We start from the raw sequence: 18,849 nt of genomic DNA on the forward strand, positions 1-18,849 counted from the left end.
ACATAAATTTCTATTTGACGTTTTCCGCTGCATTCTATATTATATTGAAAAGATACCCGAACTTGATCGGGAGAGGTTCATAGCTTATACCCTCTATAAAAAACTATGGATACATGACAATACGCCATGTCCATAATAGGACATGGCTTTTTTTGTTTTATCCTATTTGTTTGCAATAGAATGGTTGAACGAGCCTCTTTTGAAAAGTGTTGGGAAACATTTTACAAGGAGGCTTTTTTATGTCTGGACGCAAGCTGGAAGAAGGATTAAAGGATTTAACACTCTTAGGCAATCAGCAAACACAATATCGATCTGATTATGCACCTGAGGTATTGGAGGCGGTCGATAGCCTGCATTCTAATCGGGATTATTTTGTAAAATTTAACTGCCCGGAATTTACAAGCTTATGCCCCATAACAGGTCAGCCTGATTTTGCAACGATGTACATCTCGTACATCCCAGATAAGAAAATTGTGGAAAGTAAGTCTCTGAAGCTCTATTTATTCAGTTTCAGAAATCATGGTGATTTTCATGAGGATTGCGTCAACATTATCATGAACGATTTAATTAAATTACTAGATCCACGGTATATTGAGGTTTGGGGAAAATTCACACCGCGCGGGGGCATATCGATTGATCCATGGTGCAATTATGGGAGACCCGGCACGAAATATGAAGAGATGGCGAATCATCGGCTGATGAACCATGATCTCTATCCGGAAAAAGTAGATAATCGATAAGGCAGGTAAAGGACATGATTTTATATTTAAATGGTATATATGTCGGGCTTTTAATTTTGGCTAATATTGTGGCTGTTAAGCTATTTAGTATTGGGGACTTTGCGATCTTGCCAGCAGCTGTTATTATCTATATTTTTACGTATCCAATTATCGATGTGATTGTCGAGGTTTATGGAAAAAAGGAAGGGCAGAAGACAGTTCATGCTGGTTTGATCATGCAAGTTCTAGCCGTTCTATTTATGACAATTGCGATTCATTTGCCAGCAGCTCCCGTATTTAAAAACCAGGAGTCCTTCGAAACAATCCTAAACGGAAGCTTTCGAGTGATTACCGCGAGTCTAATTTCTTATGCGATTAGTCAAAATCTAGATGTTTTTGTATTTAATCGATTAAAGAGCAAGCATGGACAGAAAAAACTTTGGCTTCGTAATAATGCCTCCACCATGCTGAGTCAATTGGTCGATACAACTATTTTTATTACGATTGCTTTCTATGGAACAATGCCTGTTGCTATCCTAGGAAGCCTAATTCTAACCCAATATGTTTTTAAGTTTTTTGCATCGATTTTTGTTACTCCGCTTGTTTATTTATTGGTTCATCTTATTAGGAGACAAGAAACAACATCTATCGTTCAAAAGGAAATTTAATATTTTTGAGTGAAAAAATTAGTAGAAATAGTCCATTCCATATTGAACTGCACCCCCATTGCTAGATACATCTAAACGATTGGAGGTGCAGTTTTTCTATGACTAAATATTCATTTGAATTAAACCTAGAGGCTGTAATATCCTATTTAGAAGGGAACCGACGCTGCGTTTTATGCAGGAATCTGTCTTGCTTTTACCTGGGACAGTAAACCTGTCCACATGTCCCTACCATTCTGTATGAAAGATCCCTTCTCTGTCATTTCTTTCATAAGTGTGGGCACCGAAGTAGTCGCGTTGTGCCTGTAATAAGCTGGCATTAGATGTGCCTGTGCGATAGCTGTCATAGTAAGTGAGTGAGGCACTTAAGCAAGGGAATGAGATCCCAGAGTTAATGCCCTCGCAAAGTACTTTACGCAAGCCTGATTGATATGCCTTTGCTTTTTTAGCAAAATACGGTGCAATTAACAAATTCGCCAAATTTGGCTGAGACTGATATGTTTCACTAATGACATTGAGAAATTCTGCACGAATAATGCAGCCGCCACGGAAAATGAGGGCGATATCCTTTAAAGGTAAATCCCAGCCATACAGTTCAGAAGTCATTTTATATTGTGTAAACCCTTGTGTGTAGGCACAAACCTTTCCCATGTATAACGCTTGTCTAACATACTCAATCCAAACCTCTTTATCTAATGGCTGCTGATTCATATTTGGGTCAGCTAGGATGCTTTCTACAGTCAATCGTTCTTCTTTTAAAGAGGATAGATATCTTGAAAATAATGATTCCGTAATAATAGAAGAAGGGATTCCGTTATTAATCGCTTGAACACTTGTCCATTTTCCTGTTCCTTTTTGTCCTACTTTATCAAGAATGACATGGATGAGGGGCAATCCTGTTAATTCGTCTTTTTTTCTTAAAATGTCTGCAGTGATTTGGATTAAATAACTATTTAGTTCTCCTTGGTTCCATGTGTCGAAAATGTCTGCAATTTCATGAACGCTCAAATGGAGTCTGTCTTTTAAAAATGTATACGCTTCTGTAATTAATTGCATATCTGCATACTCGATCCCGTTATGTACCATTTTTACAAAGTGACCAGACCCTTTTGGACCAATATAAACACAGCATGGGGTGTTGTCCACTTGTGCTGCTATTTTTGTAAGAATGGGAGCCACTTTCTCATATACTTCTTTATCCCCGCCTGGCATGATAGAAGGTCCCTTTAAAGCACCGACTTCGCCACCGGAAATCCCAATTCCTAAATAGTCAATTCCTTTAGACTTCAGCTCATCGTATCTGCGTTCTGTATCGTCGTAATGAGAGTTCCCGCCGTCCATAATGATATCGCCTGCTTCAAGAACAGGCATTAATGAACGAATCACTGAATCAATCGGTTTGCCTGCTGTAACCATAAGAAAGATTTTTCTTGGCGTTTTTAATGACTGAACAAAGTCTTGGATTTCGTAGTATGGATGGATTCCCTGTCCTTCACTTTTTTGAACAAGCTGATCGGTTAAATCCCTCGTATAGTTATAAACGGCTACTTGTTCTCCTTTACTAGCCATGTTTAAAGCGAGATTACTGCCCATTAGCCTAAACCAATAATACCGATTGTATTGAACATTCTTCTGAGCTCCTTTTAACTTAGATTAATAGGCAGTAAAACTCCGATTTCAATCGAGAGGTTTTACTGCCTAGAAAGGATAAATTTATATTGCCTTTAGAAAAAAATTATACGAATAAGCTTAGGAGTAGAATGAATCCTAATCCAGCTACAGAAATAATCGTCTCAAGTAATGTCCATGTGGCAAACGTTTCCTTCATGCTTAATCCAAAATATTCTTTAAACATCCAGAAACCTGCATCGTTTACGTGGGAAGCAATTAAACTGCCCGCGCCTGTTGCAAGTACAACTAAAGCAAGGTTAGCATCAGATTGTCCTAACATTGGAATAACTAAACCAGCAGTTGTTAAAGCAGCAACTGTTGCAGAACCTAAGGAAATCCGTAAGATGGCTGCGATGATCCAAGCGAGTAAAATGGGTGATAGGGAAGTACCACCGAATAATTCAGCCACATAGTCACCTACACCGCCATCTATTAATACTTGTTTGAAGGCACCGCCGCCCCCAATAATTAACAGCATCATCCCAATTTGTGTAATAGCTGTGGTACATGATTCCATAACCGTTTTTATAGGAATTTTTCTTGCCAGACCCATTGTATAAACGGCAACTAATAAGGAAATCAGCATGGCGGTACCAGCTTCGCCAATAAACCGGATCGCAGCTAGAAAACTATTGTCTTCAAAGCCCATTGTCTTTTGAAGAAGAGTAATAATGGTTGAGATCGACATGAGGATAACTGGAAGTATAGCAGTAAAAACACTAATGCCAAATCCAGGAGTATCCTCCAGTTTGAACGTTTTTTGCTCTCCTAAGGAAGCAATATTACCTGTTTTTGTAAATGATGCAGGGACTATTTTTTTAGCAATTTTCGTAAAAATAGGTCCAGCTAAAATAACTGTTGGAAGAGCAATAATAAAACCGTAAAGCAATACTTCACCAATGTTTGCACTGTATTCACCAGCAATAACGGTTGGTCCCGGATGCGGCGGCAAGAAACCATGGGTGACAGATAAAGCGGCAGTCATCGGTATTCCAAGATACAAAATGGATACCTTTAATTCTCTTGAAATGGCAAAAACGATTGGAATTAATAAAACTAATCCCACTTCGAAAAATAATGCTACCCCAATAATGAATGAGGCAACAACGACAGCCCACTGAATATTTTTTTCTCCAAATTTGTTGACGAGGGTCATCGCAATTCGTTGGGCTCCTCCAGAATCAGCGATTAATTTCCCTAACATGGCCCCGAGTCCAAAGATTAATGCTAAATGGCCAAGCGTTCCTCCTAATCCTGCTTCAATCGTTTTAACAATTTCCTCTAGTGGCATTCCAAGGGCTAAAGCAACGCCAAAAGATACGATTATTAATGAAATAAAGGTGTTTAATTTTAGTCCCATTATTAAAATCAGTAATGCAATGATCCCAATGGCTACAATGAATAATGGCATGTTCGCCCCTCCTAATTATTTATTTGTGTCTATTAAGCCGCGTTGATAGCTGGCAATTTGTGTATATTCATTTGCTAATGCTCGAGAAAGGTTGATGAAAATCGGCAGTAATTGTCGATATTCTTTAACAGCTTCCTCATTTGGTGTGTGCTTAAAAGTGCTGCCAATCATTTCAGTTGCTACTTCAAATGACTGGATTGTGCCTGTCGCATAAAGCCCCAAAATGCAAGCACCTAAACAAGAGCTTTCATAGCTTTCAGGAACGACTACTTCAGATTCAAAGATATCAGACATCATCTGTCTCCAAACCTCAGATCTAGCAAAGCCGCCAGTTGCTTGAATTCGGGTAACAGGGCTATTCATACATTCCATTAAAGCCAAAAATACGGTATATAAATTGTAAATGACACCCTCTAATGCTGCACGTATCATATGTTCTTTCTTATGTGAAAGTGTGAGACCGAAAAATGAACCTCTCACATTCGGATTCCAAAGTGGTGCGCGTTCACCTGCAAGGTAAGGGTGAAATAATAATCCATCAGCACCTGGTCTAACACGCTGAGCGATCTTCGTTAATACCTCATAAGGATCAATACCTAGTCTTTTTGCTGTTTCAATTTCTGAAGAGGCAAATTCATCCCTTATCCAGCGGAGGATCATCCCCCCATTATTAACTGGTCCGCCAATTACCCAATGCTTTTCGGTGAGGCAATAGCAAAATATTCTGCCCTTTTCATCTGTTTGCGGCTTGTCAATAATCGTTCGAATGGCACCGCTTGTCCCTATTGTTACCGCAATCTCGCCTTTTCTTATTGCATTTACCCCTAGATTAGAAAGCACACCATCGCTTGCACCAATAATAAATGGGGTTTGCGGATTGATCCCAATCTGCTTTGCTAAATGAGGGTGACAGTTCTGAAATATTTTGGTTGTCGGTACAAGCATAGATAATTGGGCACATGTTACACCAGCAATTGCGAGAGCTTCCTCATCCCAATCCAGTGTTTTGAGATTCATCATGCCCATCGCTGAAGCAAGAGAGTAATCGACAACATATTGATCAAAGAACTTTTTAAAGATGTATTCTTTAATTCCAATATACTTTTTAACTTTGACAGCGATTTCAGGATGCTCATTCACAAGCCAAGCAATTTTTGTTAATGGTGACATGGGATGATTGGGTGTGCCTGTCCGTTTATATATTTCATGTCCATTCAACTCATCTTTTATTTTATGTGCCCATGCTTCGCTGCGATTATCTGCCCAAGTAATACAAGGGGTCAGTGGATGGTCATGTTCATCCATCGCAATGACACTATGCATGGCACTGCTAAATGAAATAAACGATAGCTTTTTTTGCGGATGCTTCTTCGTTATATTCGAAATAGCTTGTAAGAAAGCTTTGAAAATCTCTTCAGGGTCTTGTTCAGCTGTAGAAATATCCGGTGTGTAAAGGGGATAACCAATATTCTCTTGTTGAATGACCTCTCCCTTTTCAGTAAATAGAACAGCTTTCGTACTTGTCGTGCCGATGTCTATACCTAACATATAGTTACTCATCTTCTAGCTCGGCTCCTTTAGATAGCATTTGTTGAGACATCCATAAATCCTCTACCTTTCCTTGGACATCATCAAAGTTTTGGTGCAGGGATTTAATCATCAGCGTTCGATCTCTCGTTTTTATTGCTTCAATATACAGCTCATGATTTTCCAAAATCCGTGGGAAGTCTTCGTATTTTTCCTTAAAGCGAGCACGCATCGATAAAAGAATGAGGGATTCCATAACGGGTTTTAAATTATTCCAGATCATCAGCATATAGGAATGATTAATGGCACGAATAATTGTTTCATGGAATAAGACATCTTGATAAGAAAATTCATCAGCGTCTTGGAATTTGATGGCTACTTTCATCATTTCATGGATTTTGCTGAGCTCATTTACTAACTCATGAATATCCATTTTGACAAGTCGTTCAAACACAAACGTTTCTATTAGTAAACGTACATCGTAAATTTCTTCAATTTCTTTTTCTGTTAAGCCGATAACGACGGCACCCATTCTTTCTAATCGAATCATATTTTCCGAAGCAAGTATTTTTAATGCTTCACGAATGGGTGAGCGGCTCACAGCAAAATCAGCTGCTAATTTATTTTCAGAAAGGATGGTACCGCTTTCAATTAAGCCGGAAATAATTTGCATTCGAAGCTCACATGCTACACGATCACCAGCCGAAGCTTTAGAAAGCCATTTTCCTGGATAGAGAAATTCTTTGGGTTCAGTCATAAAATCACCTTCTTATTTTTAAGGTATACTTGTATACAAGTATTATAACTGAGATTTATAATTGTGCAAACGCTTTTAATTCGTCTGCTTCTATGCATATTTTGGAAATTTAATTGTTATATGTAATGAATAATGTAGAATTCCTGCCTGACGTTTTCCTTCATATTCTATGTTATATTGGCGAAAATACTCGAACTTGATCAAGAAAGGCTTATAGCTGATACCCTATAAAAAAACATGAAAACATGACAATACGCCTTGTCCATATTGGACACGGCGTATTGTCATGTTTTATTCTCTTTGTTTTCAATTGAATGGTTATGATTGATTAGAATAGGAGAGGAGCAATTTAAGGAGTTCTTTTCCTTGTTTTTGTTTGCAAAATGAATGTAATATGAACATAATTTTCATTTCTTATTAAAACATGTACGATCAAAATTCTTCCTCTTACTTTTTCTGAACAGCAATAAATACATCAATTTCATTATCGGAATCATCTGGCTTGTATCGTTCATCCCATCGTTCCATATCATATCTAATGGGTGCGTAGCCGTTTTCCCTTAGCCATTTCCCGTATAAGTAATCATAAGTTTTATACAATTCTGCTTCAGGTCCTTGATGAGTATAAGTGACATAGAAATTCTCCGGAATGGTGTGGAGAATGGCTCCTTCAGGGACATCAATTGCATTAGATACCTCATAGCCAATGATTTGTGTGAATTTATCCTCAAAGGCATTAAAGCCTTCCTTCATAGGATATAGCTGAACTAAATAGACGTGATTGCCGCATTTATTCAGAATGCTTCCGGCATTTTCTTGTAATCTAGCCAATGTTTTCTTTCCTAGATCTCCTTCTTCTATTTCCCGCAGATTTGCTTCAAATTGATAACCAATTACATGAAATGCTTCCTTTTTCATTACTTTTGGTTCCATCATGTGAAACTCTCCTTTCTCATTTACTATGATTCATTCTAAATAGCCGTACATATCTGTGATTTCAATTCTGCAAAAAGGGATTCGTATGTGGGGTCTAAGAGGTGAAAGGTAAAAAGCAGTTCCTATAAGATTAAATTTCTCTTTCTTTTTTTCTTTTCCTTCTATAAATGGGAAATATTGATTTTATAATTCTTTCAAATGTAACTATGAGGGATACCTTAAGGTCAGAGTCAAGGTTTGTTAATAAGGAATATTTAAGAGAAAATAGAGATGATATAATGATTAAAAAAAGTGCAATCAGGAGATTTCAATGGCTTTTTCAAAAAAATATGTAAGTAAGCATTTTTATCAAACGGATGGATTTATAGTAGCTATTATTGCTTTACTGACGTCAATTCTAAGTGAAGTGAAGGTAGTGCCCTTCGATGGAGAGGTTTTTCGTTTTGGTCTTGGAAGCATCACCTTTTTTCTGCTTATTCTTATTTGGCCTCCGGTTTCACTTATACGTACAGGGATTGTCACAGGGATAACCGTTGTTGGCTTTCGTTTAATCGAGGATTATTTTTTAAGTGATATATCTTTTTCGGTAAGTTTCCTTAGTCATTTGCCGGCCCTACTATTTTATTTTGTATTTGCACTTGGTTTACATACAATTAAAATCGAACGGTATAAAACATTTCCGCTTATTTTGGGAGCCTGGGCTTCCCTGTTTGAATTGATCGGAAACGTTTTAGAATACATCATGCGACATGGGCTGCTGCATCAAACGAATGATTTCAGGGATTGGATACTATTATTTGGAGTGGCATTGTTCCGCAGCTATTTTGCTGTAGGATTATACAGCTCCATTACGGTTTCAGAACAAAAGAAAAGAATGCAAGAGATGCTTGAGGTCGGATCTGAATTATATGGAGAAGTGCTCTACTTGCAGAAATCAATGAACCATATTGAGCAAATAACTGCTGAGAGCTTTGATTTATATCGAAAATTAAAAAAGCTTGAGCAGCACCCATTAAGTGTTCAGGCTCTTCGCATTGCGCAAGAAATCCATGAAGTGAAAAAGGATTCACAAAGGATTTTAGCCGGGCTTACGAAAGTAACGGGAAGAAAAAATAGTGACACTCTTTTTCTAGCAGATGTGCTGAACCTTGTCGTGATGGCAAATGAAAAATATAGTGAAATGTTAAAGAAAAAGATCACCTTTTATGTGAATTTATCTGCTGATTTTGAGACCAGTCAGCTTATTCCGCTTCTTGCTTTATTAAATAATCTGACTGCCAATGCGGTCGAATCGATAACGGAGACCGGGGAAATTCATTTTGATATAAAGGATGAGTCGACACATATTTGTTTTGTTATTAAAGATACAGGCAAAGGAATTGCGGAAGAGGATGTATCCATTATTTTTGAACCGGGGTATACAACAAAATTTGATGATGATGGTGTTGCTGCAACAGGGATTGGACTATCCCATGTCAGCGAAATTGTTCAAAAGTTAGAAGGGCAAATCCAAGTGGAGACTTCTACTAAGGGAACGGTTTTTCAAATTCGCATTCCAATAAAAAATGTACGAAAGTGAGTTGAATGATTCTGCGTTATTTCATTGTAGATGATGATCCAGCAAGCCGAACAATGCTGAAAAATATAATTATAGATGGAGATTTGGGAGTTGTCATAGGTGAAGCAGAAAGCGGTGCCTCTGGACTTCAAACCATCCTTACAATTAACCCGGATGTTGTTTTAATCGACTTACTAATGCCGGAGTTGGATGGAATTGAAACGATTGAGCTTTTGGGAAAGAAAGGGTTTAAGGGCCAATTTATTATGATTTCCCAGATTGAAAACAAAGAAATGGTAGGGGAGGCATATGAAAAAGGAATAGAGTTTTTTATTCATAAGCCAATCAATCGTGTGGAAGTGCAAAGTATCTTAAAGAAAACAGCAGAACAATTTCGGCTAAGAGGTTCGCTGCTAACGATTCAGGAATCATTAGCCAATATCGGATTGGTGAATCAAATGAAAAGGCAGCCAAGTGTAAAGGAAATTGTCTTAACGATTTTAAATGACATGGGAATCATTGGGGAAGCGGGAAGTGATGATATTATAGCGATCATTGAGTTTCTGATGAGCCAGGAACACAAGGTTTCTCAATTGCCGCCTTTAAAAGATTTATATGAGGCTGTATCTAAAAAACAAGGATTTGCTGATTCAGATATAAATAAAGAAAGTAAAGCAATGGAACAGCGAATTCGCAGAACACTTCTTACAGCAACGAATAATTTGGCTTCATTAGGGGCTATTGATTATACGAATCATGAGTTTGAATATTATGCCCCACGATACTTTGACTTTCAGGAAATAAGAAAACAAATGATATTTATCCAGGAAGGAAAAGAGGAGGTAGTAAGGATAAAAATTAATAGCAAAAAATTTCTTCAAGTGCTTTATCTTGAAACACTGGAAAAATACAACCAGAATTAGTTAAATAATGGCTCATTTTAAAATTATTAAAAAATATAATTGTCGGATTTTGTAGGATTGAGTAAGTCGCCCATAAAATTATTTTAATAAGCTATCTCAGCTAGAGAAAGCGTTTTCATTCGTATAAAAGGGGTGACTTCTTGATGAAGAAAAAGTTTAAATTTTCTTTGGCATATCAAATACTTACCGGTCTGGTACTGGGGATTATTATTGGAGCCATTTTCTACGGAAATCCTGCAGTAGAAACGTATTTACAGCCTATTGGTACGATTTTCCTTAATATGATCAAGATGATTGTTGTGCCAATCATTATTTCTACTTTAATTCTAGGTGTTGCTGGAACTGGAGATATCAAACAGCTAGGGAAGCTTGGCGGGAAAACACTGATCTATTTTGAAGTTGTTACAACGATTGCCATAATTGTTGGTGTATTGGCAGCAAATATTTTTCAGCCTGGTCATGGGATAGACATGTCGTCTCTTTCAAAGGGGAACATTGACCAATATGTTGAAACGACAGAAGAAGTACAAAGTGAAAGCCACGGGGTTTTGGATATCCTTGTCGACATCGTTCCAAGTAACGTGATTAAATCGATGTCTGAAGGCGATATGCTGCCGATTATTTTCTTTTCCGTGTTATTCGGTTTAGGGATTGCAGCCATTGGTGAAAAGGGGAAACCAGTGCTTGCATTCTTTGAGGGAATGGCAGAGGCGATGTTCTGGGTGACAAACATGATTATGAAGTTTGCCCCATTTGGCGTGTTTGCTTTAATTGGTGTAACGGTTTCTAAATTCGGATTGGAATCCTTACTTCCATTAGGAAAATTAATGATTCTCGTTTATGTAACGATGGCATTCTTCATTGTTGTTGTACTTGGCGGGATTGCGAAGCTGGTCGGCATTAATATTTTCCATCTGATCAAAGTATTGAAGGATGAGCTGTTATTAGCTTATTCAACTTCTAGTTCGGAAACTGTATTGCCTAAAGTCATTCAGAAGATGGAAAAATTCGGATGCCCGAAAGATATTGTTTCTTTTGTTGTTCCAACAGGTTATTCCTTTAACCTGGATGGGTCTACGCTATATCAGGCGCTAGCGGCACTGTTTATTGCGCAAATGTATAATATTGATTTAAGTATTACGCAGCAAATTACATTAATATTAGTATTGATGGTTACATCTAAAGGAATCGCTGGTGTACCAGGAGTATCTTTTGTTGTTTTACTAGCAACACTGGGAACAGTAGGAATTCCTTTAGAAGGTCTTGCATTTATTGCGGGAATTGACAGACTTCTTGATATGGCACGTACAGTCGTAAATGTGATCGGCAATGCACTGGCTACTGTTGTCATGTCTAAATGGGAAGGCCGATTTGACTCTAAGAAAAAGGTAGAGTACTACTCATCTATTAATCAACCAGAGGAAACGGTTCAAGCGTAGCTAAATTAACTCTTATAACTATAGGATTCTATTTAATTGTATAAACATAGTGAAAAGCTGATATTGACAATAAAGTAGTTTCCTGCAATAATAAAGTCAATTAAATATTGGTACCTTTAATTCAGTCCAGAGAGGCTGACAAGGACAGCGGAAGTTAACAATCATTCATGGGATGCGTATATAGGCAGCCTGTGTTTATTGTGAACGAAAGGGGTTTATTGTCAGATATGGCGATAAACCCTTTTTTGTTTTGTCCGAGCTTATTCGAGGACCAATTTCAACACAAAATTGGAGGAATATGCATGGAAAAGATAGATTTAGAGTTTTCACTACAGCCTGTACCAAAGGAACATCGAACGGGGTTTTGGAAGATTCTCGCTGTTATGCTTGGCTTTACATTCTTCTCAGCAAGTATGTGGTCTGGCGGAACGCTAGGGAACGGTCTATCATTTATCAATTTTATCTGGATTGTACTAGCAGGTAATTTAATTCTTGGAATCTATACAGGTGCATTAGCGCACATTGCGGCGAAAACTGGATTATCGACTCATTTGCTGACTAAATATGCTTTTGGTGAAAAAGGTTCCTATTTATCCTCTCTTTTGCTAGGTGTTACACAAGTCGGCTGGTTTGGTGTAGGAGTCGCCATGTTTGCCGTGCCGGTTCAAAAGGCAACAGGGCTTAATGTTTACTTTTTGATTATCGTTTCTGGAATTTTAATGACAATCACAGCGATATATGGAATTAAAGCACTAGCTATATTAGGAGTTGTTGCTGTACCTTCTATAGCTATTTTAGGAAGCTACTCTGTTTTAGAAGCTACTGAGACAGCTGGTGGAATTCAAGGTCTATTGGATTATCAGCCACTTGAAGCAATGGGACTGGCAACGGCTATAACCATTTGCATCGGCTCATTTATCAGTGGTGGGACACTTACTCCCGATTTTGCCCGGTTTGCAAAGACTGCACGCTCTGGGGTAGTTTCAACAGTTATTGCTTTCTTTCTCGGAAATTCATTAATGTTCTTATTTGGTGCAGTAGGAGCGATTGTCTATAATAAATCGGATATATCCGATGTGATGTTTTTACAAGGATTAATTATACCAGCTATTATTGTACTCGGTTTAAATATTTGGACGACAAATGAAAATGCTTTATATGCTTCAAGTTTAGGATTCGCCAATATCACAAAAATCTCTAAAAAGAAGATCGTTGTATTTAACGGGACAGTTGGGACAATCACAGCGATGTGGCTATATAATCACTTTGTTGGTTTTTTAACTATACTAGGATCTACCTTGCCTTCCATTGGAGCGATCGTATTAGTCGACTATTTCTTGTTAAAGCGTGGAAAGTATAAGCCGTTTAATGAAATGAAATTTAAAGCGGTGAATTGGCTTGCGATTATTGCATGGGTAGGCGGAGTGGCTGCAGCGAACTTGATTCCGGGCATCCCGCCGATTAATGGACTTTTAGGTACGGCGATTCTTTATGCTGTTTTAATGAAGTGTATCCCACAACATGAAGAAGTTGTGAACCATTTGGATATTAGAAAAGGCGGGGAAATAAATGATTATTAAACAAGCAAAGCTTAGAGGAAAAGATGGATTATGGAATATTGTTGTCCAAGACGGAAAGATAAGCAACGTGGCGCAAACCTTGGAAGAGGTTTCTGGTCATGAAATCCTTGATGTAGAGGGAGCTCTTGTTCTTCCTCCTTTTATTGAATCACATATCCATTTAGATACAACTTTAACGGCAGGTGAGCCGGAGTGGAATCAAAGCGGTACTTTGTTTGAAGGGATCCAAAGATGGTCACAAAGAAAAGAAACATTAACATTTGAAGATGTTAAGAAAAGATCGAAAACTGCGTTGAAATGGCAGATCGCTCAAGGAATACAGCATGTCCGTACACATGTAGATGTAACAGATCCAAAGCTTACAGCATTGAAAGCCATGCTTGAAGTGAAAGAGGAGATGGCTCCTTATATAGATATTCAATTAGTTGCTTTTCCGCAGGAGGGCATTCTTTCTTACCCAAACGGAGTTGAACTGCTAGAAGAGTCGTTGAAGATGGGAGCAGATGTAGTTGGAGGCATCCCTCATTTTGAATTTACTCGCGAATATGGAGTGGAATCATTAAAAAAGGCATTTGACCTAGCAGAAAAATATGATCGATTAGTGGATATTCATTGTGATGAAATCGATGATGAACAATCGCGTTTTGTTGAAGTGGTAGCAAAAGAGGCATATGAGCGTGGAATAGGTGCTCGTACAACAGCAAGCCATACAACAGCAATGGGTTCATATAATGATGCATACACATATAAGCTATTTAGATTATTAAAGCTATCGTCTATTAATTTTGTATCGAATCCACTTGTCAATATTCATCTACAAGGGCGATTTGATACATATCCGAAAAGAAGAGGCCTGACAAGAGTCAAAGAGCTTCAAGAGGCAGGGCTAAATATTTGTTTTGGTCATGATGATATTTTTGATCCATGGTATCCGCTTGGAACAGGCAATATGCTCCAAGTATTGCATATGGGGATTCATGCTTCACAATTAATGGGCTACGAACAAATTGTAAATTCGATTGATTTAATCACAAGTAATAGTGCGAAAACACTGCAAATCGAAGAAGTCTACGGAATAGAAGAAGGAAAACCAGCGAACTTTATCGTGCTATCTGCAGAAAACGAATATGAAGCAATTCGCAAGCAGGCAACAGTTAGATATTCCTTCAGAAACGGAAAAATAATCGCAGAAACAAAACCAAGTGAAACAAGCATAACACTCAACCAGTCAAAAGAAAGCGTAAATTTTAATAGATAATGGGACAGATGGACAGGTTCATTGTCCCAGCTGATTTTATAGAAACAAGGAATCTGTCAGAAAAATATTAAAGTAGCACATTTTTTACTTAATATATAACCCCCCAACCTAGTAATAGCTTGATTACCGGGTTGGGGGGCTTTTTTTCTATTTGTCTTAGGTTTCTTTTGAAATTATTTTAATCTAAATTTTAATAGTTTTACCTGCTACAAAGGATAAAATGATAGCAAAAAAATAATTATACAGAACTTAATGAAGCTATGCCTATCCAAAATAAAAATTTCATAGCAATTGCAACAACACCCAAAATAATCGATGCTATCGACATGCCTCTCTTTACTGACTTCATCATCCCTACACCACCAAAAATAATGGCTAATGCTCCTAGGATGTAAGGTAAAAATGGAATTATATTTAATACGACTCCGATAATACCTAACACTAATCCAGCAACGGCTAAACCATTACCTTCAGCCTTTTGCACTATAACTGTGTGTGTTTGTTCATTATTCATAATTTTCACTCCCTCCCGTTTTTAGAAATAAATATCTATATAGGGAAATTTTACTATATATATTATAAATCTAAAGATATTATGGATATATGTCAATAGAATTTAGAAAATTTAAAAATTACATACTATAATTAATATTACTTTATTATTTTTAAAGATGTTAGTTTAATAAAATTAGATAAATTTCTTTTAGAAAATTGGCTGCCATTCTCTCAATCTAGCACGATAATAAAATCCCCTCATTTTTTGCCCCAAATAATAACCTCTCATAATTCTATAAAAACTCATTATGAAGACTGGGAAATTAAAAGAATTTAGTGTAGAGTTTTTTTCCTAGCTCAGACCATAAGAGCAAGAATGAGGATGAAATGATTGCTGCCACATTGATAAAATGAAATACACAATAGTATCCTCTATAATTCCTCCTCTTTACCTAAGTGAGACAAATGTAATAAGCTTGAATTAGTCATGCTTTAGAGCGGGAGAGGATGTGAAGGGTTCTTCATATTGCCCATAATGGGAAAGGAGATCAATCGGTGGCTATTATCTGTCTTTCATTCGATGAAATGTGGGAGAAAATTATCGCCTGTGACCGAAAATATGACGGATTATTTTATACAGCCGTGAAAACGACCAAGATTTATTGCCGTCCTTCATGCAGATCTAGAAAACCAAAGAAAACGAATGTTTCCTTTTATTTGGATATCAATGAGGTTGAGCAAGCTGGTTTTCGTGCATGCAAGAGATGTCAGCCAGAAGTAGAGCATTCTCCGCATATTGGGCTGGTAAGAAAAACAATTACTTTTTTAGTGAATCATTATAAACAACAGCTTGTATTACAGGATATTGCCGATCATGTAGGTGTCAGTCCTTATTATCTTGAACGGCTATTTAAGCAGGAAACAGCTGAAACACCAAGAACCTATTTGGAAAAAATTCGAGTGGATAAAGCAGCGTATCTACTTATAAGCACAGATCAAACAAATCTAGAAATTTGCTATGAGGTTGGATTCCAAAGTCCATCTAATTTTTATCGGGTTTTTCGGCGGTTAAAAAGTTGTTCACCAAGTGAATATCGAGACCTTGATAGGTAAAGGAGACCGAATAAGTGAATTGGATGGACCATGAATACTATATTGAAATATATCCGCCACTTGAATTTAACTATAAAGAATGTTTAGTGTTTTTGTGCAGGTCAGATCAAGAGGTGCTGTACAGGGTGATGAATGGATTTTTATATAAGCTTATTAAAGTAGGAGAGGAATCCATTTTATTAAAAATAGGGTATGATCAACATGTGCTGTATGTTGAATTTCCGATAAGTCATCCATCTGAAAGTGCACGTAAAGAAGCAGCTATGTATGTATGGGAATGGTTTGATCTTGAACAGGATTTATCATCTTTTTATGAGGTAGCTTGTAAAAGTGAGGTTTTGCAGCCGCTTGTTCAAAAATATGCTGGGCTTCGGGTGGTATGTATGCCTGATTTGTTTGAAGCTCTTGCTTGGGCAATTATTGGACAGCAAATTAATTTACCCTTTGCTTATTCTTTAAAGAAACGGTTTGTAGAATCCTTTGGTGAAGGACTGTCATTTGAAGGCGAGCGATTTTGGTTATTTCCCTCATTTGAAAAAGTTGCAGAAATAGATGTTGAGGAATTGAAGAAGCTTCAATTTACTACTAGGAAGGCTGAGTATATCATTGGTGTTGCAAAGGCGATGTCAAATGGAGAAATAACAAAGGAAAGCATGCTAAAGAAACAAGATTTTCAGCAAGCGAAACAATCATTAATGGTGATTAGAGGCGTAGGAGCATGGACAGCAGACTATGTGCTGATGAAGTGCTTACACTATACGTGTGCCTTTCCAATCGCAGATGTCGGTCTGCATAATGCACTAAAGGAGCAAATGGGGCTTGAAAGAAAGCCGACAATAGAAGAAATTAATCAAATAGCAACAAATTGGGAAGGCTGGCAAGCATACGCAACATTTTACCTATGGAGGTCCTTATATGAATAATCAGCAAATGGAACGGAGGGACAGGTCCCTGAGTCCCGCTTTATATACACTAGACTACGAATCTCCGGTTGGAGTACTTGAAATAATAGGCAGTGACGAAGCAATTTATTCTATTTTGTTTTCTGATTCGGAGACACTAGTGAATTTCAAGAAAGCCGATACACCTAAAGTGTTGCTGGATTGCTATGAGCAGCTTGATGAATATTTTAACGGGAAGCGCCATGATTTTACTTTTCCTTATGTATTTGAGGGAACAGCCTTCCAAAAGGATGTTTGGAATGCGTTAACAACTATATCCTATGGGAAAACAGGCTCTTATAAAGATATAGCGGTTGAAATCGGAAATGAAAAAGCAATCAGAGCAGTTGGAAGTGCAAATGGAAAAAACAAATTAAGCATTGTCATCCCGTGTCATCGCATTATCGGCTCCAATGGAAAATTGACCGGCTATGCAGGCGGGTTATGGAGAAAAGAATGGCTGCTCCAGCATGAAAAATCTTTTAAGAAAGAATAATGTGGGTCAGAGGGGCAGGTCTCGTGTCCTAATTAAAATAGGAAGAGACAGTAAACTTGTCCCCATGTCCCTTATGCTGTGAAGTTTCCATCATAGCTTAGCATAATGGCTGATTTAACACCTTTCATGTCGGAAATATTATTGATGAAGCTTGTAGTTTATTTTATTTAGTATCAAAGGTTCATTCGTTTGCCATTATGGTAAAATGGTAAAATAGTAAAATTGAAAATGATATTGAAGGTTTAAACGAATGAAAGGCGGGAGCATCATTGGACATTAAACATATGCAGTATTTTATGGAGGTTACGCGTACTGGCAGCTTTACGAAAGCAGCAGAAAACCTGTACATTACTCAGCCCGCCCTGAGCAGAATTATCAAATCTTTGGAGGATGATGTGGGTGCGCACCTTTTCATCCGTTCCCGGAAAAAGCTGATGTTAACGGATGCTGGAAATGTTCTATTTAGACATGCACAAGTGATTGAAAAGCAGCTGCAGCTTTTGGAAACGGAGCTTGCTAGTATGATTAAATTAAGAAAAGGTCATATTCGTATAGGTCTGCCTACGATCGTCAACTCCTTCTTTTTTTCCAAGCTCATTGCGAGCTTTCATCAGGAGTATCCTGAGATTACATTCCAATTAGAAGAGGATGGATCCAAGCGGATTGAAGAAAAGATTATGAGTGGCACACTGGATTTTGGCGTCATTGTTTTGTCTGATAAAAATGATCGGCTAGATGATTATACATTTGTTAATGAGAAACTTACACTTGTTGTTCCTTCATCCCATCATTTAGTTGAGAAAAAGGAGGTAGCCTTGCATAAATTAAAAGATGAAGCGTTTATTATGTTTAACCAAGACTTTGAACTGAGAAATCTGATTCTTAAGGCATGCAAGGAGGCTAATTTCCAACCGAGAATTATATCAGAAACCTCGCAATTAGATTTTATTGAAGAATTGGTTGCCTCTAATTTGGGCATTACACTTCTGCCAGAAAGTACAAGCAAGGAACTGACAGCAGACGTCCAAACCATTGCGGTAACGAATCCAGTGATTGAATGGAATCTTGCTATTATTTGGAAAACGGATGAATATTTATCCCAAATAAATAAGGAATTTATTCATTTTGCAAAAGATAAACTATCCCACATCAAGAACAACATATGATGGTCGAATGATCGCCTTCTCCCATTTTGGAGAGGGCTTTTTTGTTTGGGGAAATGTACACGTTTACATAACATTTTCTTATAATTGGCATGTATGATTGGCATTGTACTTCGATTGAACACGGGTACTATAATGGTTTCTGTGATTAAAATGAATGCACAAAGGCTCATTCTTCAAATATGCAAGGATAGACA

16 protein-coding genes, 1 pseudogene and 1 riboswitch are annotated in these 18,849 nt (G+C 37.5%); of the genes and pseudogenes, 11 read left to right on the forward strand and 6 right to left on the reverse strand.

Annotated elements, in window-relative coordinates:
• The first annotated feature begins 66 nt into the window (after nt 1-66).
• Nucleotides 67-113: riboswitch (PreQ1 riboswitch) on the forward strand.
• 126 nt (nt 114-239) lie between these two features.
• Nucleotides 240-740, forward strand: coding sequence for a preQ(1) synthase (queF, locus tag FI644_RS10310; RefSeq protein WP_053478397.1), 501 nt, complete (start codon nt 240-242; stop codon nt 738-740).
• 14 nt (nt 741-754) lie between these two features.
• Nucleotides 755-1,387, forward strand: coding sequence for a queuosine precursor transporter (locus FI644_RS10315; RefSeq protein WP_142108280.1), 633 nt, complete (start codon nt 755-757; stop codon nt 1,385-1,387).
• A gap of 225 nt (nt 1,388-1,612) precedes the next feature.
• Here FI644_RS10315 and gnd read toward each other — a convergent pair.
• The 5 genes and pseudogenes from gnd to FI644_RS10340 form a co-directional block, all read right to left on the reverse strand.
• Nucleotides 1,613-3,012, reverse strand: a pseudogene (gnd, locus tag FI644_RS10320) (decarboxylating NADP(+)-dependent phosphogluconate dehydrogenase).
• A gap of 107 nt (nt 3,013-3,119) precedes the next feature.
• Nucleotides 3,120-4,466 carry a GntP family permease gene (locus FI644_RS10325; protein WP_053478400.1) on the reverse strand — a complete coding sequence of 449 codons (1,347 nt, stop codon included), beginning with the start codon at nt 4,464-4,466 and terminating at the stop codon, nt 3,120-3,122.
• A gap of 15 nt (nt 4,467-4,481) precedes the next feature.
• On the reverse strand, nt 4,482-6,026 hold the full coding sequence (gntK, locus tag FI644_RS10330) for a gluconokinase (RefSeq protein ID WP_142108281.1): 1,545 nt from the start codon (nt 6,024-6,026) through the stop codon (nt 4,482-4,484).
• Entirely contained in the window at nt 6,019-6,750 is a 732-nt protein-coding gene (locus tag FI644_RS10335; protein ID WP_053478402.1) for a GntR family transcriptional regulator, read from the reverse strand. Before FI644_RS10335 ends, gntK begins: the two co-directional genes overlap by 8 nt.
• A gap of 447 nt (nt 6,751-7,197) precedes the next feature.
• A complete protein-coding gene (locus tag FI644_RS10340; RefSeq protein WP_231690172.1) occupies nt 7,198-7,686 on the reverse strand; it encodes a GyrI-like domain-containing protein in 489 nt (162 codons plus the stop codon).
• A gap of 310 nt (nt 7,687-7,996) precedes the next feature.
• On the opposite strand from FI644_RS10340, the gene FI644_RS10345 reads away from it, so the two are divergent.
• The 5 genes from FI644_RS10345 (at nt 7,997) to FI644_RS10365 (ending at nt 14,444) form a co-directional block, all read left to right on the forward strand.
• Nucleotides 7,997-9,265, forward strand: coding sequence for an ATP-binding protein (locus FI644_RS10345; RefSeq protein WP_053478403.1), 1,269 nt, complete (start codon nt 7,997-7,999; stop codon nt 9,263-9,265).
• A gap of 11 nt (nt 9,266-9,276) precedes the next feature.
• Entirely contained in the window at nt 9,277-10,167 is an 891-nt protein-coding gene (locus FI644_RS10350; protein WP_053478831.1) for a response regulator, read from the forward strand.
• Nucleotides 10,168-10,310: 143 nt separating this feature from the next.
• Nucleotides 10,311-11,606 carry a glutamate/aspartate:proton symporter GltP gene (gene gltP / locus FI644_RS10355; protein ID WP_053478404.1) on the forward strand — a complete coding sequence of 432 codons (1,296 nt, stop codon included), beginning with the start codon at nt 10,311-10,313 and terminating at the stop codon, nt 11,604-11,606.
• A 302-nt stretch (nt 11,607-11,908) separates the two neighbouring features.
• Nucleotides 11,909-13,186, forward strand: coding sequence for a cytosine permease (gene codB / locus FI644_RS10360; protein WP_053478405.1), 1,278 nt, complete (start codon nt 11,909-11,911; stop codon nt 13,184-13,186).
• A complete protein-coding gene (locus FI644_RS10365) occupies nt 13,176-14,444 on the forward strand; it encodes a cytosine deaminase (protein ID WP_053478406.1) in 1,269 nt (422 codons plus the stop codon). The genes codB and FI644_RS10365 overlap by 11 nt, the downstream gene beginning before the upstream one ends.
• Before the next feature lie 238 nt (nt 14,445-14,682).
• Here FI644_RS10365 and FI644_RS10370 read toward each other — a convergent pair whose 3' ends face one another.
• Nucleotides 14,683-14,958, reverse strand: coding sequence for a hypothetical protein (locus tag FI644_RS10370; protein ID WP_053478407.1), 276 nt, complete (start codon nt 14,956-14,958; stop codon nt 14,683-14,685).
• A 566-nt stretch (nt 14,959-15,524) separates the two neighbouring features.
• Between FI644_RS10370 and FI644_RS10375 the strand changes: the two genes are divergently transcribed.
• The 4 genes from FI644_RS10375 (at nt 15,525) to FI644_RS10395 (ending at nt 18,655) form a co-directional block, all read left to right on the forward strand.
• Nucleotides 15,525-16,052, forward strand: coding sequence for a bifunctional transcriptional activator/DNA repair enzyme AdaA (locus FI644_RS10375; RefSeq protein WP_053478832.1), 528 nt, complete (start codon nt 15,525-15,527; stop codon nt 16,050-16,052).
• Nucleotides 16,053-16,066: 14 nt separating this feature from the next.
• Entirely contained in the window at nt 16,067-16,975 is a 909-nt protein-coding gene (locus FI644_RS10380; protein ID WP_379999706.1) for a DNA-3-methyladenine glycosylase family protein, read from the forward strand.
• On the forward strand, nt 16,968-17,489 hold the full coding sequence (locus FI644_RS10385; RefSeq protein WP_231690174.1) for a methylated-DNA--[protein]-cysteine S-methyltransferase: 522 nt from the start codon (nt 16,968-16,970) through the stop codon (nt 17,487-17,489). Before FI644_RS10380 ends, FI644_RS10385 begins: the two co-directional genes overlap by 8 nt.
• 269 nt (nt 17,490-17,758) lie before the next feature.
• On the forward strand, nt 17,759-18,655 hold the full coding sequence (locus tag FI644_RS10395) for a LysR family transcriptional regulator (RefSeq protein ID WP_142108282.1): 897 nt from the start codon (nt 17,759-17,761) through the stop codon (nt 18,653-18,655).
• Nucleotides 18,656-18,849: the final 194 nt, after the last annotated feature.

Origin of the sequence: Cytobacillus solani (genome assembly GCF_006704205.1) — a bacterium.
Classification (GTDB): Bacteria; Bacillota; Bacilli; order Bacillales; family Cytobacillaceae; genus Cytobacillus; species Cytobacillus solani.